General features: G+C 66.6%; 8 protein-coding genes. 3 read left to right on the plus strand and 5 right to left on the minus strand.

Features of this window, described 5'->3' with window-relative positions:
* Window position 1: 1 nt before the first annotated feature.
* Both gltB and mtgA read left to right on the plus strand, forming a co-directional pair.
* Window positions 2-4,537 carry a glutamate synthase large subunit gene (gene gltB, locus KZZ07_RS08895; RefSeq protein ID WP_219513613.1) on the plus strand — a complete coding sequence of 1,512 codons (4,536 nt, stop codon included), beginning with the start codon at window positions 2-4 and terminating at the stop codon, window positions 4,535-4,537.
* A gap of 132 nt (window positions 4,538-4,669) precedes the next feature.
* On the plus strand, window positions 4,670-5,407 hold the full coding sequence (gene mtgA, locus KZZ07_RS08900; protein WP_219513614.1) for a monofunctional biosynthetic peptidoglycan transglycosylase: 738 nt from the start codon (window positions 4,670-4,672) through the stop codon (window positions 5,405-5,407).
* Between the two features lie 63 nt (window positions 5,408-5,470).
* Here mtgA and KZZ07_RS08905 read toward each other — a convergent pair whose 3' ends face one another.
* From KZZ07_RS08905 to KZZ07_RS08915, 3 genes are all read right to left on the minus strand, one after another.
* Window positions 5,471-18,376, minus strand: a complete 12,906-nt coding sequence (locus KZZ07_RS08905) for a DUF7933 domain-containing protein (protein ID WP_219513615.1) — start codon at window positions 18,374-18,376, stop codon at window positions 5,471-5,473.
* 318 nt (window positions 18,377-18,694) lie between these two features.
* Window positions 18,695-19,903, minus strand: a complete 1,209-nt coding sequence (locus tag KZZ07_RS08910; protein ID WP_219513616.1) for a type II secretion system F family protein — start codon at window positions 19,901-19,903, stop codon at window positions 18,695-18,697.
* Window positions 19,900-21,402, minus strand: coding sequence for a GspE/PulE family protein (locus tag KZZ07_RS08915; protein ID WP_255564241.1), 1,503 nt, complete (start codon window positions 21,400-21,402; stop codon window positions 19,900-19,902). Before KZZ07_RS08915 ends, KZZ07_RS08910 begins: the two co-directional genes overlap by 4 nt.
* 206 nt (window positions 21,403-21,608) lie before the next feature.
* Here KZZ07_RS08915 and KZZ07_RS08920 point away from each other — a divergent pair, with 206 nt between their 5' ends.
* Window positions 21,609-22,532, plus strand: coding sequence for a Hint domain-containing protein (locus KZZ07_RS08920; RefSeq protein ID WP_219513617.1), 924 nt, complete (start codon window positions 21,609-21,611; stop codon window positions 22,530-22,532).
* A 39-nt stretch (window positions 22,533-22,571) separates the two neighbouring features.
* Here KZZ07_RS08920 and gspD read toward each other — a convergent pair whose 3' ends face one another.
* Together gspD and KZZ07_RS08930 are read right to left on the minus strand one after the other, a co-directional pair.
* The gene (gene gspD, locus KZZ07_RS08925; RefSeq protein ID WP_300442515.1) at window positions 22,572-24,467 is read right to left on the minus strand and encodes a type II secretion system secretin GspD; all 1,896 of its coding nucleotides are present in this window, start codon (window positions 24,465-24,467) and stop codon (window positions 22,572-22,574) included.
* Window positions 24,468-24,622: 155 nt separating this feature from the next.
* Window positions 24,623-25,096 carry a type II secretion system protein N gene (locus KZZ07_RS08930; protein ID WP_219513619.1) on the minus strand — a complete coding sequence of 158 codons (474 nt, stop codon included), beginning with the start codon at window positions 25,094-25,096 and terminating at the stop codon, window positions 24,623-24,625.

Consider the following 25,096-nt stretch of genomic DNA (forward strand, 5'->3'; position numbering starts at 1 on the left):
CATGACCAAGTATGACGCAAATTGGGTCACCCGCGAGGAAGCCAAGCGCAAGTGGATGAGCGACAACGGCCTGTACCACGAAAGCGAAGAGCACAGCTCTTGCGGCGTGGGCCTTGTCGTGAACCTGGACGGAAAGCCGACACGGCGGGTAGTCGAGGCGGGGATCACCGCGCTCAAGGCGATCTGGCACCGGGGTGCGGTGGACGCGGACGGCAAGACCGGCGACGGCGCCGGCATCCACGTCCAGATCCCGGCCCCCTTCTTCTATGACCAGGTGCTGCGCACCGGCCACACGCCCCGCAAGGACGAGCTGATGGCCGTGGGCCAGGTCTTTCTGCCGCGCACCAACTTCGGCGCGCAGGAAGCCTGCCGGACCATCGTGGAAACCGAAGTTCTGCGCATGGGGCACTACATCTATGGCTGGCGCCACGTTCCGGTGAACGTCGACTGCCTGGGGGAAAAGGCCAACGCGACGCGTCCCGAGATCGAGCAGATCATCATCTCGAACGCCAAGGGTGTGGACGAAGAGACCTTTGAGCGCGAGCTGTATGTGATCCGGCGCCGGATCGAAAAGGCGGCGGCGGCAGCGGGAATCACCCAGCTTTACATCGCCTCGCTGTCCTGCCGGTCGATCATCTACAAGGGCATGATGCTGGCCGAGCAGGTGGCGGAATTCTATCCCGACCTGCAGGATGAGCGGTTCGAAAGCGCCTTTGCGATCTACCACCAGCGCTATTCGACCAACACCTTCCCGCAGTGGTGGCTGGCCCAGCCCTTCCGCATGCTGGCCCACAACGGCGAGATCAACACGCTCAAGGGCAACACCAACTGGATGAAGAGCCATGAGATCCGCATGGCAAGCAGCGCCTTCGGCGACATGGCCGAGGACATCAAGCCGATCGTGCCGAACGGGTCGTCGGACTCGGCGGCGCTGGACGCGGTGTTCGAGGTGCTGGTGCGGGCCGGGCGCAACGCGCCGATGGCCAAGACGATGCTGGTGCCGGAATCCTGGTCCAAGCAGGCGGTGGAACTGCCGCAGGCCTGGCGCGACATGTATTCCTACTGCAACTCGGTGATGGAACCCTGGGACGGTCCCGCGGCGCTGGCGATGACCGATGGCCGCTGGGTCTGTGGCGGGCTGGACCGCAACGGGCTGCGCCCGATGCGCTACGTGGTGACGGGGGACGGCCTGCTGATCGCAGGTTCGGAAATCGGCATGGTGCCGACGGACGAGGCGACGGCGCGTGAAAAGGGCGCCTTGGGTCCGGGCCAGTTGATCGCTGTCGACATGAAAGAGGGCAAGCTCTACCACGACGTCGAGATCAAGGACAAAATGGCCGCAGCTCAGCCCTTTGGCGACTGGGTCGGCAAGATCACAGAGCTGGACGAGCCGCTGGGCGCCGTCACCGAAAAGCCGCTGTTCGAGGGGGCCGAGCTGCGCCGCCGCCAGATCGCGGCTGGCTACACCGTCGAGGAGCTGGAGCAGATCCTGGCCCCGATGGCGGAGGACGCCAAGGAGACACTTGCCTCGATGGGCGATGACACGCCCTCTGCGGTCCTGTCCAAGAAGTACCGGCCGCTGAGCCACTATTTCCGACAGAACTTCAGCCAGGTGACGAACCCGCCGATCGACAGCTTGCGCGAATTCCGGGTCATGAGCCTCAAGACCCGCTTCGGCAACCTCAAGAACGTGCTGGACGAGGACAGCAGCCAGACCGAGATCCTGGTGCTGGACAGCCCCTTTGTCGGCAACGCGCAGTTCGATGAGCTGAAAAACCAGTTCAACGCGCCCTGCACCGAGATCGACTGCAGCTTTGCCGCCGGTGAAGGCGCCCTGCGCGATGGCCTGGCCCGCATCCGGGCCGAAGCAGAGGACGCCGTGCGCTCGGGCTCCGGCCACCTGATCCTGACCGACGAGCACAGCGGCCCGGGCCGCGTCGCCATGCCGATGATCCTGGCCACCAGCGCGGTGCACAGCCACCTGACGCGCAAGGGGCTGCGGACCTTCTGCTCGCTCAACGTGCGGTCGGCGGAATGCATCGACCCGCATTACTTTGCGGTTCTGATCGGGTCCGGCGCAACCATCGTGAACGCCTACCTGGCCGAGGACAGCCTGGCGGACCGCATCAATCGCGGGCTGCTGGACATGACCCTGACCGAGGCGGTGGCGCGCTACCGCGAGGCCATCGACCAGGGGTTGCTCAAGATCATGTCCAAGATGGGCATCTCGGTGATCTCGTCCTATCGCGGCGGGCTCAACTTCGAGGCCGTCGGGCTGAGCCGTGCCATGTGCGCTGAGTATTTCCCCGGCATGATCTCCCGCATCTCGGGCATCGGTGTCAGCGGCATCCAGCACAAGGCGGAACAGATCCACGCGCTGGCCTTTGAACGCGGTCAGGACGTGCTGCCCATCGGCGGTTTCTACAAGGCACGGAAATCCGGTGAGACGCACGCCTGGGGCGCGCAGACAATGCACCTGATGCAGGCCGCCTGCGACCGCGCCTCTTACGAGATGTGGAAGCAGTATTCCAACGCCATGCAGTCGAACCCGCCGATCCACCTGCGCGACCTTCTGGCGATCAAGCCGCTGGGCAAGTCGCTGCCGATCGAAGAGGTCGAAAGCATCACCTCGATCCGCAAGCGGTTCGTGACCCCGGGCATGTCGCTGGGCGCCCTGTCGCCCGAGGCGCACAAGACGCTGAACGTGGCCATGAACCGGATCGGCGCCAAGTCCGATAGCGGCGAGGGCGGCGAAGATCCGGCGCATTTTGTGCCGGAACCCAACGGCGACAACCCCAGCGCCAAGATCAAGCAGGTCGCCAGTGGCCGGTTCGGCGTCACCGCCGAGTACCTGAACCACTGCGAAGAGCTGGAAATCAAGGTGGCCCAGGGTGCCAAGCCCGGTGAAGGCGGCCAGCTGCCCGGCATGAAGGTGACGGACCTGATCGCCCGTCTGCGGCATTCGACCAAGGGCGTGACGCTGATCTCGCCCCCGCCGCACCACGACATCTACTCGATCGAGGACCTGGCGCAGCTGATCTACGACCTCAAGCAGATCAACCCGCGCTGCAAGGTGACGGTCAAGCTGGTGGCGTCCTCGGGCGTTGGCACCATCGCCGCCGGCGTGGCCAAGGCCGAGGCGGACGTGATCCTGATCTCGGGTCACAACGGCGGCACGGGCGCCTCGCCCGCCACCTCGATCAAATATGCCGGCCTGCCCTGGGAAATGGGCCTGACCGAGGCGCACCAGGTTCTGGCGATGAACAACCTGCGCGAGCGGATCACGCTGCGCACGGACGGCGGTCTGCGGACCGGCCGGGACATCGTCATGGCCGCGATGCTGGGCGCCGAGGAATACGGCATCGGCACTGCCGCGCTGATCGCGATGGGCTGTATCATGGTGCGCCAGTGCCAGTCGAACACCTGCCCTGTGGGCGTCTGCACCCAGGACGAGAGCCTGCGCGCCAAGTTCACCGGCAACGCCGACAAGGTGGTGAACCTGATCACCTTCTATGCGCAGGAAGTCCGGGAAATCCTGGCCGAGATCGGCGCGCACTCGCTGGACGAGGTGATCGGCCGGGCCGATCTCCTGCACCAGGTCAGCCGCGGCTCGGACCACCTGGACGACCTCGACCTGAACCCGCTTCTGATCCGCGTCGACGGGTCGGATGACATCGTCTACAACCGCAACAAGCCGCGCAACGAGGTCCGCGACACGCTGGACGCCGAGATCGTGCGCGACGCGCAGCGGTTCCTGGAAGACGGCGAGAAGATGCAGCTGTCCTACGCGGTGATGAACACGCACCGCACCGTGGGCACCCGCGTCAGCAGCCACATCGTGCAGAAATTCGGCATGCGCAACGCGCTGCAGCCGAACCACCTGCACGTCAAGCTGACCGGCAGCGCGGGCCAGTCGCTGGGCGCCTTCGCGGCACCGGGGCTCAAGATCGAGGTGTCGGGCGATGCCAACGACTATGTGGGCAAGGGCTTGTCGGGCGGGTTGATCGTCGTCCGCCCGCCGCTGGTCTCGCCTCTGAACGCGGCCGAGAACACGATCATCGGCAACACGGTGCTTTACGGCGCCACCGACGGGCACCTCTTTGCGGCGGGCCGCGCCGGGGAACGTTTCGCGGTGCGCAACTCGGGCGCCAAGGTGGTGATCGAGGGCTGCGGCTCGAACGGCTGTGAGTACATGACCGGCGGCGTGGCGGTGATCCTCGGGACCATCGGGGCCAACTTTGGCGCCGGGATGACCGGGGGCATGGCCTATATCTACGATCCCGAAGGCACGGCGCGGCAGATGATGAACCTGGAAAGCCTCGTCACCTGCCCGGTCACCGTGACCGCCTGGGAAGACCAGCTGAAAGGTCTGATCGAGCGCCACGTCGAGGAAACCGCAAGCCGCAAGGGCAAGGACATCCTGCTGAACTGGGACCTGGAAAGGGCGCATTTCGTGCAGGTCTGCCCGAAGGAGATGCTGGACAAGATCTCTCACCCGCTGGGGATCGAGGGTGACCTGGCGGTGCCGGCGGAATAAGCCGGAGCGAAACTGTCACGAAGGGGCCCGGTCTGCATGACCGGGCCCTTTCTCTTTTTGGCATGGGCGGATCGGGGGGCCGCCCGTTTTCCGGAGATTGGCGCCGCCGCGCCGCTGGGGTAGAGAACTGCTATGGCGACCAAGGCGAAGAAACCGGCGCGCAAGCGCAAGACAAAGGGCAAGGGCGCGCAGCGCCCGCGCCCGCTGGCCTTTCTGCGGCGCTGGCTGCTGCGGGTGGCGTTTGGCGCGGCGGTGATCGCGGTGCTTGTGGTGCTGCTCTTCCGGGTGGTGAACCCGCCCGTCACCCATACCATCTGGTCCGAGGCGCGGCGGCTGGGCGGGGTCGAGCGCGCCTGGGTGGACGTTCAGGACATCGCCCCGGTCATGCTGCGGTCCGCCGTGGCAGCGGAGGATGCGAATTTCTGCACCCACTGGGGCTTCGACATGGGCGCGATCCGCGCCGCGATCGAGGATGGCGCCCAGCGCGGCGGCAGCACGATTTCCCAGCAGGTGGTCAAGAACGTCTATCTCTGGCAGACGCGCAGCTATGTCCGCAAGGCGCTGGAGGCGCTGATGACCCCGCTGGTCGAGGCGCTCTGGCCCAAGCGGCGCATCCTTGAGGTCTACCTGAACGTGGCCGAGTTCGACGAGGGTGTCTTTGGCATCGATGCGGCGGCGCGGCACTATTTCGGCGTGGCGCCGGATGCGTTGAGCGCGCGGCAGGCGGCGCTGCTGGCCGCTGTCCTGCCAAACCCCAAGGCGCGCGAGGCGGACCGGCCCAGTGCCGCGCTGAACCGCCGGGCGCGGACGATCATGGACGGCGCCGCGCTGATCGCCAAGGACGGCCGCGCCACCTGTTTCGAGAAATGACAACGGCCCGGCGATAAGCACCGGGCCGTTGCCTGATCGGGTCGCTGGTCGGGCCGTCCTTCCTCAGAAGTCCAGCTGCAGCCCATGTTCCAGTTGCAGGGTCTGCTGCGCCGGCATCGAGAGCCGCGTCACCACCGAGCCGAAGCCGTTGGCGATCGGGCGCTCGCGCTTGATGTTGAAGGTAAAGCGCTGGGTCTCGTCGATCTTCTCGACGTCCACTTCCACCCCCCAGGTCAAGCCGCTGGACAGATCCCGGCGTTCCCAGGAGAACGCCATACCCAGGCCACACTCCGCCGCGTCCTCGTAAGAGGAGAGGGTACAGGCGAGGCGCGGGGTGAAGGCGGTGCGCATCTGGTCGGCCAGGGCCTCGGCCCCGCCGGGGGCGCCCAGGCTTTCGAACCGGATTTCCGCTGTGGCGCGGGCGCCCCGGAAGTCATCCAGCCGGATGGCGCCGGTGTGGGTCAGCCCCATCTGGCGCGCTGTCACGTCCGCGTCCCCTGCGCTTGCATAGGCAAGGTCGAGGCCCACGCGCGGTTTCATCACAAAGCCGTCGAACTCGCGCTGCCCCGAGAGGCCCACGCCCGCGAAACCGGCCAGGTAGCTGTAGTCGCCGGTGGCGTTGATCGGCGCCAGGGCGGTGTCGAAGTCGATGTCAAAGCTGTGCCGTCCGGCGGCACCGGCCATGTAGTAGTCCAGGAAGAGCCCCTGGCCAAAGCCGCGCGCGCCGTAGACACCGCCGTTGACGCCGAACCCGTCGATCGACCCATCGCCAAGACCGCTGACATCCGTCCGGCTGTAATAGCCGCCCAGGAAATAGCCTGCGATGGCGTTGTCGCTGGTAAAGCGTTCCCGCTGCCAGGCGAATTGCAGCAGCGCCTGCACGCCGGTGTCCTCCGTCTTGTTCAGCGAGAAGGTCCCGTCGAGGATCTCTCGGCTGCCCGAGGCACAGTTGTAACGGTCGCTGCCGAAGGTGCCGCGCGCGTTGCCGGTGGCATCCTGGATCTGGATGCTGCCATCCACGTCAAAGGCCTGAAGCGTGCCACAGGGCAGGTCGCGGCCCGCCTGCAGGCGGTCCAGCGCGCCCTTGGCCATGCGGCTGAAGGCCCGCGACTGGGTGTCGATGGTTTCCGACAGGTCATCCTCAAGGATTTCCGTCAGCGGTTCGCGGATCTGGTCGACAAGGTCGTCGGTGATGGTCACGGCGGCCAGCGGCAGCGGCGCACCGTCATAGCGCGTGTCTGCCGAGGCCACGGTCACCGTGGGCTGACAGGTATGCGTGCCTTCGACCTTTTCATCGTCGATGGCGCGGATCGTCAGCGCCTGCGGCGTGGTGTAGTTGCCCGCGGTAAAGGTCATGGTTGCCGGGGCCACCGTACACTGAGAGTCTCCCGCAAAGCTGAGCGTGACCGGCGAGGTCGGTGTCCCCAGCAAGGCAAAGGTCATGGTGGCATCGTCGCCGCCGCCCTCGTTGGTGGTGAGATCGACATTGACCACGGCGATATCGGCAAAGTCATCGTCGGTGATCGTCGCCGTCTGGGTCAGAGTACTGCCCAAGAGGGTCGTCAGGTCGCCCGAGACCAAGCTGTTGACCGTCAGGACCACGGTTTCCGGGCCTTCGATATCGCCGTCTTCGAGCACCGGAACAGTGATGGTGACAGAGGTGTCACCCGCCGGGATCGTCGCCGTGCCCGAAAGGGCGGTGAAATCCGTGCCCGAGGTGGCGCTGCCGGCGACGGTGTAGCTGACCACCGTGTCCTGGGTCGAGACGCGCGCCTGCGTCAGGGTGAAGGTTGCGTCCGTCGGCGCGCCTGCGTTGAACTCTGCACCATCGGTGGCCGCGCTCAGTGTGACCGCGTTTTCGGCGCATTGGGTCATCGGGATGTTGTTGCCGATGACATAGGGATCACCCGGTTCGATCACGAAGCCGGTGTAGAACGCCGAATTCGCTGCCGCCGAAGCATCCGCCAGGAAGCCGGTCGAGCCTGCCTCGGACGAGCCCAGAACCCCGGGGTTCGACGGCAGGAGCGTGGTCAGGTCCAGCGTGCCCGAGGAGGTGCGCGTTGTGCTGGGGACACCCACCGCGGTCGGATAGACCAGCGACATGGTGTAGGTGCCGGGGCGCAGGGCGAACCACTGCAGCTCACCCGTCGATCCGTCGCGGGTGATGTTGATGAAATTCGTGGTGCCCAGCGTGCTGTTGGACCCCGCCGGCCCGGTGACGGTGAAGCCGCCGCCCGGGATGATGCGGCCATCGTCTTCGCAGTAGAAATAGCCCTGCGGGTCGAAGTCCTGGTCATCCGGGATACCGTCGCCGTCGCGGTCGCCGGTCTCATAGATGTCCGGGACACCGTCGCCGTCCGCATCGGGCAGCGGGGTCGGGTTCGGCGTGCCGGTCAGGTCGGCGGTGACGGTGATCGGAGCGGCTGCGGTTGCGAGGTTGCCCCCCGCATCGACAGCCGCGCCTGCATCGACCGAGATTTCCACCGGCCCGTCGTGATCCGGGGTAACGGTAAAGCCGTAGACTGCACCACTGCCGGTCAGGGCCGAGGCCGTGCCGTTGGTGATCTGCACCGAGGTCAGGGCAAAGCCCGTCACATCCTCGGAGAAGGTCAGCGTCACAGGGAAGGGATCGGCCTGCGCGTCCAGCGGCCCGGTCAGCGTGGCGGTGGGGATCTCGGCGTCCTTGAGCGCCTGGTCGGTGGCATCCGCGCCAGTGTTGCCCGCCGGATCGGTCAGGGCAACGGTCAGCGTCAGGGTGCCGTCATTCAGTCCGCTGAGGTCCAGCCCGGTGACCTGATCCGTCGCCGTGGCGATGGTGCCGGTTCCGGTGACAGGCGTGCCCCCGCCGTCAGAGGTGATGGTATAGGCGAAGGTTGCGACAGGCTCAGCGCCCGCGAAGGTAAAGCTGGCCGCCGTCTGGTTGGTGCTGTTCACCGGGTCCTGGTCGAAGGCCACGGTATAGCCGGCGGGCGCGGTGGCGTCCTTGTTGGCTGTGGCCGTGGCTTGCGGGGCCGCGTTGCCAGCGGCGTCCGAGGCATCCGCCGTGATCGACAGGGCGCCATCGGCAAGGCCGCTCAGGTCCAGCGTTGTGCTCCAACTGTTGCCGCTGACAGTTGCCGTGCCCATGACGACGCCCGAGGCCCCGTCCGAGACGGCCAGGGTCACGATGGAGCCGTCCGGCAGGTCGGTCGACGTGCCCGAGAGCACGGTGGCCGGTGCCTCTGCGGCATTGACGACATCGTCATCCTCGATGGGGGCGTCGATGGCGAGGCTGGGAATTGTGGCATCCTTGAGCGCCTGGTCGGTGGCATCCGCGCCGGTGTTGCCCGCCGGGTCGGTCAGGGCAACGGTCAGCGTCAGGGTGCCGTCATTCAGCCCGCTGAGGTCCAGCCCGGTAAGCTGGTCGGTGGCGGTGACGATGGTTCCGGTTCCAGTGACAGCTGTGCCGCCGCCGTCCGAGGTGATGCTGAAGGCATAGGTGGCGCTGACCTCGGCCCCGGCAAAGGTAAAGCCGGTGGCGGTCTGGTTGGCGGCGTTCACCGGATCGTCGTCCAGCGTAGCGGTATAGCCCGTGGGCGCCACCGTGTCCTTGGACGCGCTGGCCGTGGCCTGCGGCGCGGGGTTGCCCGCCGGATCGGTGGCGTCGGCGGTGACACTGAGCGCCCCGTCGGCCAGGCCGGACAGGTCCAGAGTGACGGTCCAGGTGCCCGCCGTGACGCCGGCCGTTCCGGTGACGCTACCGCTGGCGGCATCGGCGACCGCAACCGCAACGTCGGTGCCGTCGGGCAGATCGGTGGAGGTGCCGGAGATCACGACCGTTGCCGCCTCGGCGGCGTTGACCACGTCGTCGCCCTCGATCGGGGTGTCGATCACCAGGCCCGGCGCGGTGGCATCCTTAGTCGCGGTCGCCGTGGCGGCGGCGCCGGTGTTGCCCTTGAAGTCGGTCAGCGTGACGCTCAGCGTCAGGGTGCCGTCGGCCAGGCCGGACAGATCGAGGCCGGTTACCTGCTGGGTGGCGCTGGTGATCGTGCCCGACCCCGTGACCGGCGTGCCGCCGCCATCCGAGGAGATGGTATAGTCAAAGGTGACATCCGTGCCGGTCACACCCGGCCCGACCTCTGCATCGGCGAAGGTAAAGTCGATGGCGGCCTGGTTGGCGATATTCACCGGGTCCTGGTCGAAGCTCGCGGTGTATCCCGCTGGCGCCGTTGTGTCCTTGAGGAAGGAGGTCGTCGCCGAAGAGCTGTTGCCCGAGGTATCGGTGATCACGGCGGTCAGGGTGATGGTGCCATCCGCCAGTCCCGAGAGATCGAGCGCGTCGGACCAGCTGTGGAAGACCCCCGGACCGGCGGTCAGGCCGGTGGTGACCGAGACAGAGCCAGCCGCGCCGTCGGTGGCGGTGATGACCACCTGCACCGCGTCCGCTGCATCCAGAGCGACGCCCGAGGCGGTGAATGCCGCCGCCTCGGCGGCGTTTACCGCGTTGGCATAAAGGCTGTCGGCCACGGTGGGATCGGGATCCTGGATCTCGATCGAGGGGGCAAGGGTATCCTTGGCGATCAGCGTCACGGCCTGAATCGCCGGGTTGCCAGCGGCATCCGTGACATCGGCGGAGAGGTCATAATCGCCGTCGGCCAGGGCCGAGATGTCGAAGGACAGGCTGTAGGCGCCGCCGCTGACCGTGGCCTCGCGGTAGTAGACCGCCGCGCCGCCGGTATCGCGCAGGATCAGGCGCACGATGGTGCCGTCTGCCACGCCCGACGCCGTGCCGGAGACGGTAAAGGCCCCTGCCTCGGCGGTTCTGATGACGTCATCGCCCGCGATGGGTGTGTCGATGGTGACAACGGGAATCCCGCTGTCCTTGTCGGCCGAGACGCTGGCCTGCGGGGCCGGGTTGCCCACCGGGTCCGAGGCATCGGCCGTGACCGTCAGCGCCCCGTCCGCCAGCCCCGAGAGGTCCAGGGTCGTGGACCATGCATTGCCGGTAACGGTTGCGGTACCCGTGACCACGCCCGAAGCGCCATCCGCCACGGCCAGGTTGACCACGGTGCCATCCGGAAGATCGGTCGAGGTGCCGGAGACCGTGACCGAGGGCGCCTCGGCAGCATTGATTACATCGTCGCCGGCCAGCGGCGTGTCGATGACCAGAGCCGGGGCCACGGTGTCCTTGTCCGCCGTGTCAGTGGCGTCCGGGCCGGTGTTGCCGGCGTCGTCGGTGAGCGCGACGGTCAGCGTCAGCGTCCCATCCACCAGGCCTGACAGATCCAGTCCGGTCACCTGTTCGGCGGCAGTGGTGATGGTGCCGCCGCCCGTCACCGGTGTCCCGCCCCCGTCCGAGGAGATCGCATAGGCAAAGCTGGTGCCCGGTTCCGCCCCGGCGAAGGTAAAGCCGATGGCAGTCTCGTTGGAGATGTTCACCGGGTCCTGATCGAAGGCCACGGTATAGCCCGACGGGGCCAGGGTATCCTTGGTGGCCGCGGCGGTGGCCTGCGGCGCCGGGTTGCCCGCGGCATCGGAGACGTCGGCGGTCAGGCTCAGCGGTCCATCCGCCAGGCCCGAAAGATCGATCACCAGCGACCAGGTGCCGCCGGTCACGGCGGCGGTGCCGCTGGCGCTGCCCGCCGCGCCGTCATTCACCGCAACGGTGACGATGGCCGCGTCCAGCACGCCGGAGGTGGAGCCGGTGATGGTCACCGAGTTGACCTCTGCCGCGCTGACAAATCCGTCGGTGGCAATGGGGGTGTCGATGGCCACGGCAGGCGCATCGGTGTCCTTGACGACCGTATCGGTGGCGTCGGCGCCGGTGTTACCCGCAGGATCGGTCAGCGCGACGGTCAGGGTCAGCATGCCATCGGTCAGCCCGCTGAGGTCCAGCCCGCTGACCACATCCGTGCCGGTGGCGATGGTGCCTGTTCCGGTCACGGGCGCACCGCCCGCATCCGAGCTGATGCTATAGGCGAAATCCGCGCCGACCTCTGCCGCAGCAAAGCTGAAGCTCATCGCGGAGGCATTGGCCGCGTTCACCGGGTCCTGGTCGAAGGCCACGGTATAGCCTGCGGGCGCGGTGGCATCCTTGGTGGCGGCGGCGCTGGCCTGCGGCGCCGGGTTTCCGGCCGCATCCGAGGCATCGGCCAGAACGGTCAACGCCCCATCGGCCAGCGAGGTCAGGTCAAGCGTGACCGTCCAGGCATCACCGGTGATGGTGGTCGTGTCCGTCACGGAGCCCGCGCCGGAATCCGTGACCTGCACGGTGACGGTGGCCCCATCGGCCAGATCGGTCGAGGTGCCGGAGATCACGACGGTCGTCTGCTCGGCGGCATTGACCACGTCATCCCCTTCGATCGGGGTGTCGATGGCCAGGCTGGGGGCCGTGGCATCCTTGGTCGTGGTGTCGGTCACCGGAGCGCCGGAATTGCCCACCGGGTCAGTGAGGGTCGCCGTCAGGGTCAGGGTCCCGTCAGCCAGGGTCGACACGTCGATCCCCGTCACCTGGTCGGTCGCCGTGGTGATTGTCCCCGTGCCCGAAACGAGTGCCGCCCCGACGGAGGATTCGATGCGATACGCATAGTTCGCCCCCGGTTCGGCCCCCGCGAAGGTAAAGCTGACCGCCGCCTGGTTGGCGATATTCACCGGGTCCTGGTCGAAGGTGACGCTGTATCCCGCGGGCGCGGTGGCGTCCTTGGTCGTGGTGTCCGTGGTATCGGGCCCGACATTGGTGGCCGCGTCGGTCAGGGCCACGGTCAGGGTCAGCGTGCCATCCGGCAAGGCGGTGACGTCGACGCCCGTGACCTGATCGGTCGCGGTGGCGATGGTGCCGCTGCCGGTCACGCTGCCCGCGCCGCCATCCGAGGTGATGGTATAGGCGTAATCCGCCCCCACTTCGGCCCCGGCAAAGGTAAAGCTGATGCCGGTCTGGTTGGCGCTGGTCACCGGGTCCTGGTCCAGGGCCACGGTATAGCCGGTGGGCGCGGTGACGTCCTGCGCGGTGCCCGAGACGGTGATGTCATAGGGCGCCTCATCCACGTCGTCGTTGCCCAGCGAGAGATCAAAGCTGAACGGCAGGGTCGTTGTCGGATCGGTCTGGATCGCCGTGGCGGGGGTGTAGAGGATGGTGATCGTGGTGTTGCCACCAATCGGCACGGTGGTGGCAAGCGGCCCGGTCACGGAATCCACCACCACGTTGCTTTCCCCCGAGATCACCGGCGCGGCGGCCAGCGTCAGGGCATCGGTGCCGGTGTTCGAGATGGTCAGGACAAGGCTCTGCTGCGTGCCCGCGTCCAGCGTGCCCTGGTCAAGGGTGCCGCCATCAGCGACAGCCCCGCCGATGGAGCCGCTCAGCCCGATCTCGGGGGTGATCACGGTCAGCGTGTCGGCGGCGGTGCCGGAATTGCCCAGCGAGGAGGTCAGGTCGCCGCTGGTGTTCACGAAGCTGCCCGCGCTGGCCGGGGTCACGTCGACGCTGACGGTACAGCTGGCGCCCGCCGTCGCGGTGCCGCCGGTGTAGCTGATGCTGCCGGTCCCCGCAGTCGCGGTCAGCGTACCGCCGGTACAGGTGGTCGAGGCGTTGGGCGCGGTGGCCACCACCAGGTCCGTGGGAAGCGGATCGGTGAAGTCGAGCGCGGTGGCGTCAAGCACGGAACCGCTGTTGTCGACGGTAAAGGTCAGGGTCGAGGACTGGCCGAGATTGATCGTATCGGGCGCAAAGACCTTGGTGAAACCCGGCTGCGGCACGACGGTCACCGTGTCGCTGGCGGTGCCGGAATTGCCCAGCGAAGAGGTCAGGTCACCGCTGGTGTTGACTTGTGCGCCAACCGCCGTGCCGGTGACATTCACCGCAACGGTACAGGTGGCCCCGGCCGCGACGGTGCCGCCGGTATAGGTCACGGACCCCGCCCCGCCCGTGGCGGTCAGCGTGCCGCCGGTACAGGTTGTCGAGGCCGCCGGCGTCGCTGCGACCTGAACCCCGGCAGGCAGGCTGTCGGTGAAATCGAGCGCTGTGGCGTCGATGATCGACGTGCTGTTGTCGATGGTGAAGGTCAGCGTGGTGTCAAAGCCCAGCGCGATGGCGGCATCGGCAAAGGACTTGGTGAAACCGGGCTGCGGCATGACGAACAGGATGTCGGTCGCAGGGCCGGAGTTGCCCATCGACGAGGTCAGGTCGCCGCTGGTGTTGGTATAGTTGCCCGCCGCACTGGCCACCACGTCGACCGCGATGGTACAAGCGCCACCGGCCAGTTGCTGGCCACCGGTCAGCGAGATCGAGCCGCTGCCCGCCGTCGCGGTCACGGTGCCCGCGCAATTGTTCACGACATTGGGGCTGGAGGCCACGACCATGCCCGCTGGCAGGGTGTCGGTGAAGGCCAGGCTGGTGGCGTCCAGCGTCACGGGGCGGTCGTTGTCGATGGTGAAGGTCAGCGTGCTGACCTGGCCCGCGCCCAGGATGTCCGGGGCAAAGACCTTGGTGAAGGCGGGCGGCGGAACAACGGCCAATGTGTCCGAGGCACTGCCGGAGTTGCCAAGGCTCGACGTGAGATCACCCGAGGTGTTGTTCAGCAGGCCGGTGGTGGTCGCGGTCACGTCCACCTGGACCGTACAGATCGACGAAGCGGACACGGAGCCGCCGGTATAGGAGATCGTCCCGCTGCCGCCGGTGGCGGTGATCGTGCCGCCGGTACAGGTGGTCGAGGCATTGGGGGTCGCCGCGACTTCGGCTCCGGCGGGCAGGTTGTCGGTGAAATCCAGCGACGTGGCGGCGAGGATCGACTGGCTGTTGTCGATCTCGAAGACCAGCGTGGTCGAGAACCCGTCGGCAACCAGATCGGGCGTAAATTCCTTGGCGAAACCCGGCTGCGGCACAACGATCAGCGTGTCCGAAGCCGTGCCGGAGTTCCCGGCGGAGGAGGTCAAATCGCCGGTCGTGTTGACATGCGTGCCGACGGCCGTTCCGACGACGTCAATGGAGTAGGTACAGATCACCCCCGGGGCCACATTCGCGGAAGACAGGTTTACCAGGGACGTGCCAGTGCCCAAAACCCCTCCGCAAGCTGCCGCAATGCTCGCGTTCAAAGCGGCCATGTTGGCTTCTATTCCCGCAGGAAGGTTGTCGACAAAGTTCAGACCGTTGGCGGGAAGTGCAGACGCGCTGTTGTCGATGGTGAAGGACAGCGTCGTGACCTGACCCAACCCCAGCGTGCTGGTGGCAAAGCTCTTGGAGAACGCCGGCAGCGGTTCGGCTGTCAGGACGTCTGTCGCGTTGCCCGAGTTGCCCGAGGACGAGGTCAGATCGCCCGTCGTGTTGGTATGCGAGCCCACGTTTGTCGAGGTCACATCGACCGAGACGGTACAGCTTGCCCCCGCGGCCACGGTGCCGCCGGTGTAGGTGATGGTGCTCGTCCCGGCTGTGGCGGTCAGGGTGCCGCCGGTACAGGTGGCCGAGGCATTCGGCGTCGCCGCAACCTGCACAGTGGCCGGCATGTTGTCAGTGAAATCAAGGCTGCTGGCCGCGATGGCCGAGGCGGTGTTGTCGACTGTAAAGGTCAGGGTCGAGGTCTGGCCGACCGTGATCACGTCGGCGGCAAAGACCTTGGCAAAGGTCGGCGCGGGTTCGACGTTCAGGGTCGCCGTCGCCGGTGCGGCAAGCTGGATGCCGCCGGAGAAGAGCGTGCTGGTGGTATTGGTATAGCTGCCGGGGCTGGCGCCCGCCGGCACCGCCACATCGGCCGTCAGCGTGCAGGTCTCTCCCACACCGACACTGCCGCCCGAGAAGGTCAGAAAGCTGACGCCCGAGAAGGTGCCGCCGCCGCATTCCGCGCCGACATTCGTCGACGTGGCGACCAGCCCGGTCAGGACCGAGTTCAGATCGTCACTGAAGGACAGCAAGCTGGCCGTGCCGCCGCCGGTGTTCTGGATGGTAAAGGTCAGCACCGCCGTGCCGGTGGCGCCCACCGGGCCGTCAAAGGACTTGGTAAAGGTCAGGTCGATATCCGGGGTGACCTCGATCGTATCGGAAGCCGCGAGCCCCGTCAGGGTAACCAGATCCGTCCCCGCTCCCGGATCGTTGTCGAAGCTGCCGGAGAGCGCCGATGTCGTGTTGGTGGCGGTTCCTGCGGGCGCGCTGGTGGCGGTTTGCAGGGTGACGTCGAAGGTACAGTTCGCTCCCGGCGCCAGCGACCCGGAAATAAATGTCAGCGTCGATGAACCGGACAGCGAAGACCCGGTGCCGCAGATATCGGCCTGCGGTGTCCCCGTGGCAACCGTCCCGGTGAGGAAGCCATCCAGATCGTCGGTGAACGCGAGGTCCGAAATGGTCTGCGCCGAGGTGTTGGTCAGAGTGAACCGGACCTGGGTCGTGTCACCCGCCTGCACCGCGTCGCTGAGGAACAGCTTTTCGATGGTCAGCAGGTTGGTGTCGACGGTCAGCTCGGGCGAGCTTTGCACCGTAAAGACCTGCGCACTGACAATGCCCGTCGGCGAATAGGAGAAAGAATAGATTCCGTCATTGGCGCCGGTCGGCACCAGGACCTGCGCCGTGAAGGAACAGCTTCCGTTGGCCGGGATTTCGACCGACTGCATCGCAAGGCGACCGGCCACAGGTTCGCTGGCGATGCTGGACGCGCCGCAAAAGCCGTTGGTCGGCTGCCCGACGACATCCATGCCCGACAGACCGCTGGTGAAGATGACCGTTTCGTCAAGCAGGGTCGCGACAACCGCATTCGGGTTGGTCAGGGTGAAATCGACGTCGATCGTCTGTCCGGGAACCACGGTGTCGACCGGAAAGGTCATCTCGGCGGTAAATGGCTCGAATTCGCCGATATAAAGAGCGTCGGTGGCGGCGGGCGCGATGACGGCGTCTCCGCCCGCGGTGCCGGTCAATGTCGAAGAGGTGTTGGTGACATTCGTATTCGGTGCCGCCCCGCCGCCCAGCACGACATCGACGGTGAATTCACAGGTTGCGCCGGGCGCAAGCGTGCCACCTGTCAACGTGAGGGTAGAGGTGCCGGCAAGCGACGACCCGGTGCCGCAGGGGTCAGCTATCGGCGTCCCCACGGCAGCCGTGCCGGAGAAGAAGACGTCCAGATCATCGGTGAAGGTCAGGCCTGTCGCCGTGCTGGGCGATTCAAGCGCGCTTGTGATGGTAAAGGTCAGTTGAACGGTGTCGCCCGGCGTTGCGCTGGCCTGCGTGAAAGTCTTGCCAAAGGTCAGGCTTGCGCCACCGCTGAAAACAAAGGTGTCCGAGGCGGTGCCGCCAGTGACCACCGAAGTGCCGTCATTGTAGGACAGGGCGCCGCTGGTGCTGGGATAGGAGCCCGGCAATTCCCCGGGCACGGTTTGCAGCACAACGTCAAAGGTACAGCTCGCCCCGGCGGCGATGTTTCCGCCCGAAAGAGTGATGGCCGGGCCATATCCGACACTGCTGCTGTTGGAAACAAAAGTCGAAAGGAGTGACCCGCTGCCGCAGATACTGGCGCCGGAACCGCTGACAAAGGTCGTGGACCCGGAAAGGAAGTCCAGCACGTCGGTGAAGGCAAGGTCGGTGACAGTTGCCGAACCGGCGCTGTTGTCGATGGTATAGCGCAGGGTGATCTGGTCCCCCGGGGTGGCCGGATCGTCGATGAACTCCTTGGCGAAGCCCGGCTGTGGCACGGTGGCGCTGCGCACCGTCAGCGTGTCGGTCGCCGTGCTGCCGCTGACCGGGCTGCCGTCCATCGTGGCCGTCAGGGCCGATGTCGTGTTGATATAGGCGCCGCCAGACGCGCCCGCGGGAATCGCAACCTCGACCGAGAAGCTACAGTTTGAACCGGCAGGCAGCGTGCCGCCCGCAAAGGTGATCGTCGACGTGCCACTGAGCGTCGATCCGGTCCCGCAGGGATCGGTGGGGATCGAGGAGGCGACCAGCGTCGCGCCCGACAACATGGCGTCGAGATCGTCGGTGAAGGCAAGGTCGGTGGCGGCAAAGTCGCGGTCGCCGTTCGACAGGAAGAAATCCAGCGTCGCGGTGCCGCCCGGGTTGACGGTGTCCGGGACAAAGAATTTCTGGATCTGCGGCGTGGCCGTTGACAGGCCGGTGACGGCGAGTTCGGCGTAGCTGCGTCCGAAACTGCCGCCCGACGACAGCGTGAGCTCGTCTGACAGCAACTCGTAGACGTCGACCGAAGAGGCGCGCACGTCCATCGAGATCGTACATGTCTGACCGGCCTCGACGATGAGGCCGGAAACCGAAATGTTCGACCCGGAGCTGCCGTTGTTGTTCAAGACACCCAAGACAGTGAAGCCGGCCGGCGCCTCGTAACAGCCGGACACGTCGAAGTTCGGCGCAGCGGTCATGGTGACGCCGGCTGGAAGTGTCTCGGAAAAACTTGCCGACGATGTGACCGATACGAACGACGTCCCAAATATGGCGTACGCCCCGAAATCCGATGCGTTTGCGGAATTGTCGATGGTATAGGTCAGCCGTGCGGTACCGTTGATTGCGATGCTGGACGGAGACACCGACTTGGAGAACAGCGGCCTGGACGTGGGCGAACTGACATTCAGGTTGACGGAGGCGGTGCCGGAATTGCCCGCATCGGACGTCAGATCCCCCGAGGTGATGGTGAAGATCCCGGACGACGCGGCGGTCAACACCAGCGAAACGTCGCACGAGGCGCCGGGCGCAATGGCTGCATCCGCAAACGTCAGCGTCGAGCCGCCCGAGGGCGCATTGACCGTCGCGCCCGAGCAGGACGACGATACCGTCGGGGACCCGAGAAAGGTCAGCCCCGCGGGAAGCGTCGTGGAAAAGGCATTGTTCGAAACCGGTACGCCGGACGTGTTGGTGATCGTGTAGGTCAGGAGCGAGGCGCCGCCTTGCCCGATTTCCGTTGGCGAGAGGGATGCCGTGAAGCCCGGCTGTGTCTGCGCCTCGACTGGTCCAAGCGCTGCAATCAACCAGACCAGGCTCAGGCCAAGAAGCCTCTGAATCGTCGACATGCCGTGTTCCCCTCGTCTCATATCGATCTTGCCCCCCCGCGAGGCGCCCTGAGAAGGGCGCAGCTCAAGACTCGGCTGACCGATCTGTTCTGATACTTGCGTAGCCGAGGGGGTTACGTCGGGAAAGCCTGCCGTATCGCGAAGCGGGCGGAAATCACGACGTGGGTGGCAATGTGCGGCTTTCTGGCGACACCAGAGGAGGGGAATCATCCCCCGCCCCTGCAACCCATGATCAAAAGATTAACAACACCAGCCTGTTGCGTCGAAGAGTTTAGACATCACCTCGGGGGCATGTCCGCAACACCTGTGGCTTGGACCTCACGGGGCGACCAGGGTCTGCAGATCGAAAATCGGCAGCAGGACCGACAGCACGATCACCAGCACCATCGCGCCCACCAACATCATCAGCGCCGGTTCCATCAGCGCCGCGATCCGTTTGCGCTGTGTCGACAGGCCGTTTTCCACCAGCGCCGCGGCCCGCCCTGCCATCCGCGCCAGACGGGCAGAGACCTCTCCGGCGCCGATCAGCTGGCGTGCGACGGGCGGCACGAAACTGAGCGCCGCAAGCGCGTCGGACAGGGACTCCCCGGCCCGCACCGCCGTGGCCACCCGCTCTGCCTCGATGCGGAACGGGGTCACGGTCAGCACCGACCCGGCGCTTTCGATTGCGATGGGCACCGTGTGGCGTGCCTCCAGCACCAGCGCCAGGGTGCGCAGGTACTGCACCGCCGCCCCCTGCCGGATCAGCCCGCCGACCAGCGGCAGGCGCAGCAAGAGCCTGTCCCGCCTCTCGCGCAGGGCGGCGATCCGTCCGCTCAGCAGCGCCAGCACCAAAAGGCCCAGCGCGGCGGCGGCCAGCAGGGGCCAGTGCCCTTCGACCCAGCGGGCAAAGCCCATCATGATGCGCGTCAAGTCGGGCAGCGGGCGCCCCGAGGTTTCAAACAGGGCCACGATCTCGGGTGCGACGGTAACAAAGAGCACACCCGCCACCAACACAGAGACCACCGCCACGAAAGCCGGGTAGACCAGCGCCGACCCCAGCTGCGCCCGATCGCTGCGGGCGGTTTCAAGGTGATCCGCCAGGCTGTTGAAGACGCTGGACAATTCCCCCGCCCTCTCGCCCGCCTGGACGGCGGCGAGGTAGTAGCGGGGAAAGCCCGCGCCGCTGGCCTCCAACGCCCGCGACAGGGGCTCTCCTTCCAGCAAGGCGGCCTGCGCGCGCGCCACCACAAGATCAAGCGCCGCTGTGCTGCCGGCGCTTTTCAATGTGCCCAGCGCCGCGTCCACAGCCATTTCCCCCCCCAGCAGGACCGCCATCTGGCGGGTAAAGACCGCCTGCAAGTCGCGCGACAGACGCGCCCGGCCCAGGCGTGGCCCCCGCGCGCTGCGGGTGCGCACCGTCAGTTCAGAGACATAGAGCCCCTGCGCCTTGAGTTGGTCCGAGGCGTGGGCCTCTGTCTCGGCCACCAGCGTGCCGGACTTGCGCTGGCCCTCGGCGGTGTAGGCGGTATAGGCAAAGGCCCTCACGCGCTGTCCCCGACCACGCGCAGGGCCTCTGCCAGGCTGGTCTGCCCGGCGGCCACGGCGCGCAGCGCCTGGCCGATCAGGCGGTCACGCGGCGCCAGCGCCTTCGCCCACAGCGCACTCTCTCCCGCGCCGTGATTGATCCCCTCGCGCAGCGCTTCGCCCACTTCAAGGATCTCGAAGATGCCCAGCCGCCCCGCATAGCCGGTGCCGTTGCAGGCCTCGCACCCCTGCGCATCAAACAACGCCGTCGGCAGCGGCAGGCCCGCGCGGTCGAACTGAGCCGCCTCGCTGGCAGAGGGGGCGTGCGATCTGCGGCACTCGGGGCAGAGCCTGCGCAGCAACCGTTGCGCAATCACGCCGCGCAGGGTGGCGGCGATCAGGAAGTTTTCCAACCCAAGGTCGCGCAGGCGGACCACCGCGGCCACGGAACTGTTGGCATGCAGCGAGGAAAAGACCAGGTGCCCGGTCAATGCCGCCTGCGCGGCGGTGCTGGCGGTTTCGGTGTCGCGGATCTCGCCCACCAGGATCACGTCCGGGTCCTGCCGCAGGGTGGCGCGCAGACCGGCGGCGAAACTCATGCCGATCTCGGCGTTGATCTGGGTCTGGCTGATACCGGTGAGGTCGTATTCGATCGGGTCCTCGACCGTGACGATATTGCGTTCCTCCCGATCCGCCAGTTTCAGCAGGGAATAAAGCGTCGTGGTCTTGCCCGCGCCCGTCGGTCCGGTGGCCAGAATGATGCCGTTGGGTGTGGAGGCCAGCCGTTCCAGCAGCGCGATCTGCCCCGCGTCCAGCCCCAGCCGGTCGAGCGGCATCAGCCCCGCCGCCCGGTCGAGGATCCGCAGCACGATGCGTTCGCCGTAGTTGCCGGGCAGCGAACTCACCCGCGTGTCGATCATCCGCCCGCCCAGCCGCAGCGGGATGCGCCCGTCCTGCGGCAGGCGGGTTTCGGCGATGTCGAGCCCCGCCATGACCTTGAGCCGCGAAACCACGCGTTTCACCGGCACATCGGCGCGGTCCATCACCGTTTTCAGAAAGCCGTCAAGACGCATCCGGGCGCGCAACCCGCCCTCGTGCGGTTCGATGTGCAGGTCCGAGGCGCCGTCGAGCACGGCCTGCCGGAGCAGCTGGTTGACCAGCTGGATGACCGGCGCCTCCTCGGCGTCCTCCAGCAGGTCGCGGCCGCGCTTATCGGTGGCGGTATCGACCAGATCGAAGGTCACCCCCTGCGCCTGGGTATCGCGGGCGCCGGAATGGTAGAGCCGCGCCAGAACCGCCTCGAACCCCGCCGCGTCGGCCGGTTCAAGCGGCGCGGTCAGCCCCGCGCGGCGCTGTGCCTCGCGCAGGCCGGTCACGGACGCCCCCGGCCCCGCAACGATCCGCGTGCCGTCAAGGGCCACGCCGTGATCGCGGGCAAAGGCATAGGGCAGCGGGGCGGTTGGGACGGAAGGCGGGTGATCTTCGGGCATCCCTGTCGGGCCTTTCTTTCGGCGTGGCATGGGCACATCCCTTTGTGCCCTCAAGTCCATCCCCCTCGCAACGCCCTTTCCGACCGGACCCGGCATCCGCGAACACGTTAATAAAAGGTTAACAAAAGTGCACGTTTTACGGTAAGCGGGTTGGGATCGGGGAGGCTGGCTCTGGCTCCCGTTCGGCCAGAACGCCGCGAAGCGGCCCCCGGCAGGTAAAGGTAACGAGGAATTCTATGGCCACATATGACGCTGGAACATACTTCATTTACGAGTTGGATGCAGGAACGACCTACAACTTCCTCGAACAGAACTTCTCAGGTCCGTATACCTACGATGACACGGAGGCGGACAACACCTTTGAAGTCGGTGACGACATCAACGACAATGCCATCGTCACCACCTTCCTGGGAACCTTGACCGTACCGTTGAACGGCGGCGGCACGGTCGTGGCGATGGTCGGGGAATTCAGTTCCGTGGCGAGCAACCAGCGCGTGTTGATCCTGCCGGACGGGGTCCCACCTGCATATGTGACCCTGCCCGACAGTATCGATCTCGCAACTCTGGACACCAGCGATTTCGCGACCTGCTTTGCCGCAGGCACGGGGATTGCAACCGCCCTTGGGGATCGGCCGGTCGAAGAGCTGCGGATCGGGGACAGGATCACCACCGCCGACGGTCGACAGGTCTCTGTCAAGTGGATCGGACGCCAGACGATCCTGACCCGGTTCCGGTGCGACCGCGCCCGGATGATCCGCATCCGGCAAGGCGCCCTGGCAGAGGGACAACCGAATGCCGACCTGACCGTGACCGGCGATCACGGCATGGTGCTGGATGGCTACGTGGTGAATGCCTCGGCGCTGGTGAACGGCCAGTCCATCACCCGGGTTCCCCTTTCGGCCCTGCCCGAGCGCTTCACCGTTTACCATGTCGAGACAGAGGCGCATGACGTGATCCTTGCCAATGGTGCGGCGACAGAGACCTATGTCGATTATGTCGCGCGCAGCAGCTTTGACAATCACGATGAATACCTGGCGCTCTACGGCGCGGACACTGACATCGCGGAATTGCCAATGCCCCGGATCAGCTCTGCCCGGCTTTTGCCCGGACACCTGCGCGCGCGGTTGACCCAAGGGACCCAAGGTTCCGACGCCGCCTGACCTCGGCGGCGCGACGGGGTGCGGGGCTTTCGCCCCGCTCTAGTATTTCCCGTTGAATTTCAGTCGGCTGGGCAGTGGCGGATAGTTCTTGGCCCGCGCGGCCTTGTCGATGAAGGTCTCATCGAAGGGCTGGTTCAGATCGGCGCCGTCAAAGGGCAGCGCGCCCAGCGGTGTCTGCGGGAACCGGGTGCTGTCCTCGGGCTGGATCGCAAGGCTGGCCCGTTGCGCCTCGCGCGCCAGTTCGCGGGTGAGGCGCGTCGCCTCACGGTCGGAACTGACGATCCGGGGCCGCAGCATGACCAGTAGGACGCGCTGGTTCTTGGACCCGGATTTACCCCGGAACAGCCCGCCCACGATGGGCAGCTTGGACACGCCCGGCACCCGCTGCGCGTTGGAGCCAAAGCCGTTTTCCAGCAGACCGCCCAGCATGATCACGTTGCCGTCGCGCACAAGGACGGTGGTCGAGAGCGCGCGTTTCGCGGTGATCTCTCCGCCCGCCGAGGAGGTGGCGTTGGTCAGATTGGACACTTCCTGCTTGATCACCAGCCGCACGGTGCCGTCGGCATTGATCTGCGGGATCACGTTCAGGGTCAGGCCGACGTCCTGGCGTTCGATGGTCTGGAACGGTTCCTGCACCGCGCCCTGCCCGACCTGGGTGAACTGTCCGGTGACGAAGGGCACGTTCTGGGCCACCACGATCTCGGCCTCCTGCCCGTTCAGGGTCAAGATCGAAGGGGTCGACAGCAGCCGCGTGCTGCGGGTCTGGGCGATGGCGGTCAAAAGGCCCGCTATCCCTGTATGCGCGTCCCCCCTGCGACCGCCGATCACGCCACCGTTGCCCGGGTTGGCCACGTCGCCATTCAGGACGGTGGACACCAGGCTGGTCAGGCTGGGCCGTCCTTCCAGCGCGAATTGCACGCCACCAACGATTGCGTCGTTCAGGATCGCGCCAAACTGGACCGAAAGATCGGCAAAGCCGTCCACCGACATTTCAAAGATCACCGCCTCGACCAGCACCTGGGTCGGGCGGCGGTCGAGATGCTGCACCATCGCGACGATCTCGTGCATCCGGTCGGCAGGGGCGGAAATCAGCAGCGAGTTGGTGCCCGGTTCCGGAACGATGCGGATCTGGCCGCCAGAGCCGTCACCCTGGAAACTGCGCAGCACCACGTCCGCCAGGGTGGCCGCCTGGGCATAGTTGACCTGCACCACGCGGCTTTGCTGGCTGTTGCGCTGTGCGTCCAGCCGTCCGGCCAGCACGCGTACCTGTTCGCGCAACGCCTGCGGTCCCAGCACAAGCAGGGCGTTGGAGCGCGCATCGACGCTGACGCTGGCGCCATCGGGAACAATGCCCATCGACTGGATCACCTGCAGCACCTCGCGCGCGTCGGCGTTGCGCAGGCGGATCATCTCGATCGGCTCGGACCGGGGCTGATCCAGCTCGGAAATCAGCGCCTGGATGCGGCGATGGTTGCCGGCACGGTCGGACAGGATGATCAGCCGCGCATCGGGGACGGTGGAAATCACCGCCTCGGAGGGCAAGAGCGGGCGCACCACGTCCACGACCTCGGAAACCGGGATGTGATTGACGCGGATCACGCGGGTTTCATAGACACCGGACCCGGCGACCCCGGGCGAGAGTTCCCGCGCGGTGGTCAGCGGCACGATGCGGTCGGCATCGACGCCCTTGACGATGGTCAGGCGGTTGACCTCCAACACGTTGAGAAAGATCTCATACAGGGCGGCGGGGGTGACATTTTCCGGCGCCAGCACGGTCACGGTGCCGCGCACGCCGGGGTCGATCACGAAATTCCGGTTCGTGGCCTCCGACACGATCTCGACGAAGCTGCGCAGGTCCGCATCGCGCAGATCCAACGCGCCCTGCGCGCGGGTCAGCCCCGGGATCGTCACCAGAATTGCAAGGAGTAGCGCCACACACCACGACCGCACCCACCCGGTGCCGGCCATGTCGACCGAAGTTCCTGCCCGCACTTTCGTGCCCTCTCGATTATGTTTTTGCCGCGTGTTTCGCGGTCATTGGGCGTAACATACCGCGAAACACGCGGCTTGTCTCCCCCCGGGTGGCTGGGTCAATCGGTGAAGGCGAGGAAGTCCGGGGTGCCGTGATTGTCCAGCCTTATGCCGCCCGCCTCGATAGCGGTGACGGTGACGCCGTCGGCCAGGGTATCCCCCACACGCATCAGCTGCTCTCCCGTCGGATGTGAGACGATCGCCCAGCTGCTGTCGCCGTTGCTGACCACGCCTTTCAGCGAAAAGCCGAGGCTGTCGATGGGCGGCGCGGGCGGCTGTGGCTCATCGACGACGGGCGGCGCGGGCGGTTTCGGCGGCTGCGGTTCCGGCGGCTTGTAGCTGCCAAAGAGCGAGGGCCAGCGCATCGGTGGCTGCGGTTGCGGCAGGTCCAGCGCAAGCCCCGCGTCCGGCGTGGCAGAAGGCGCCGCGCGGGGGGCAGGCAGCGGATCCTGAAGGGTCCGGTAGAGGCTGTTCCCGGCCCAGACCGCGGCGGCCAGGGTCAACGGTGTCAGGAGCCAGGCCAGCCAGCGCAT

This window comes from Mameliella sp. CS4 (assembly GCF_019392335.1).
Lineage (GTDB): Bacteria > Pseudomonadota > Alphaproteobacteria > Rhodobacterales > Rhodobacteraceae > Antarctobacter.

Excerpts from the sequence above, each read along its gene's own strand:
- gltB (WP_219513613.1), top strand. The coding sequence starts at position 2 with ATGACCAAGTATGACGCAAATTGGGTCACCCGCGAGGAAGCCAAGCGC.
- mtgA (WP_219513614.1), top strand. The coding sequence starts at position 4,670 with ATGGCGACCAAGGCGAAGAAACCGGCGCGCAAGCGCAAGACAAAGGGC.
- KZZ07_RS08905 (WP_219513615.1), bottom strand. The coding sequence starts at position 18,376 with ATGTCGACGATTCAGAGGCTTCTTGGCCTGAGCCTGGTCTGGTTGATT.
- KZZ07_RS08915 (WP_255564241.1), bottom strand. The coding sequence starts at position 21,402 with ATGCCACGCCGAAAGAAAGGCCCGACAGGGATGCCCGAAGATCACCCG.
- KZZ07_RS08920 (WP_219513617.1), top strand. The coding sequence starts at position 21,609 with ATGGCCACATATGACGCTGGAACATACTTCATTTACGAGTTGGATGCA.
- KZZ07_RS08930 (WP_219513619.1), bottom strand. The coding sequence starts at position 25,096 with ATGCGCTGGCTGGCCTGGCTCCTGACACCGTTGACCCTGGCCGCCGCG.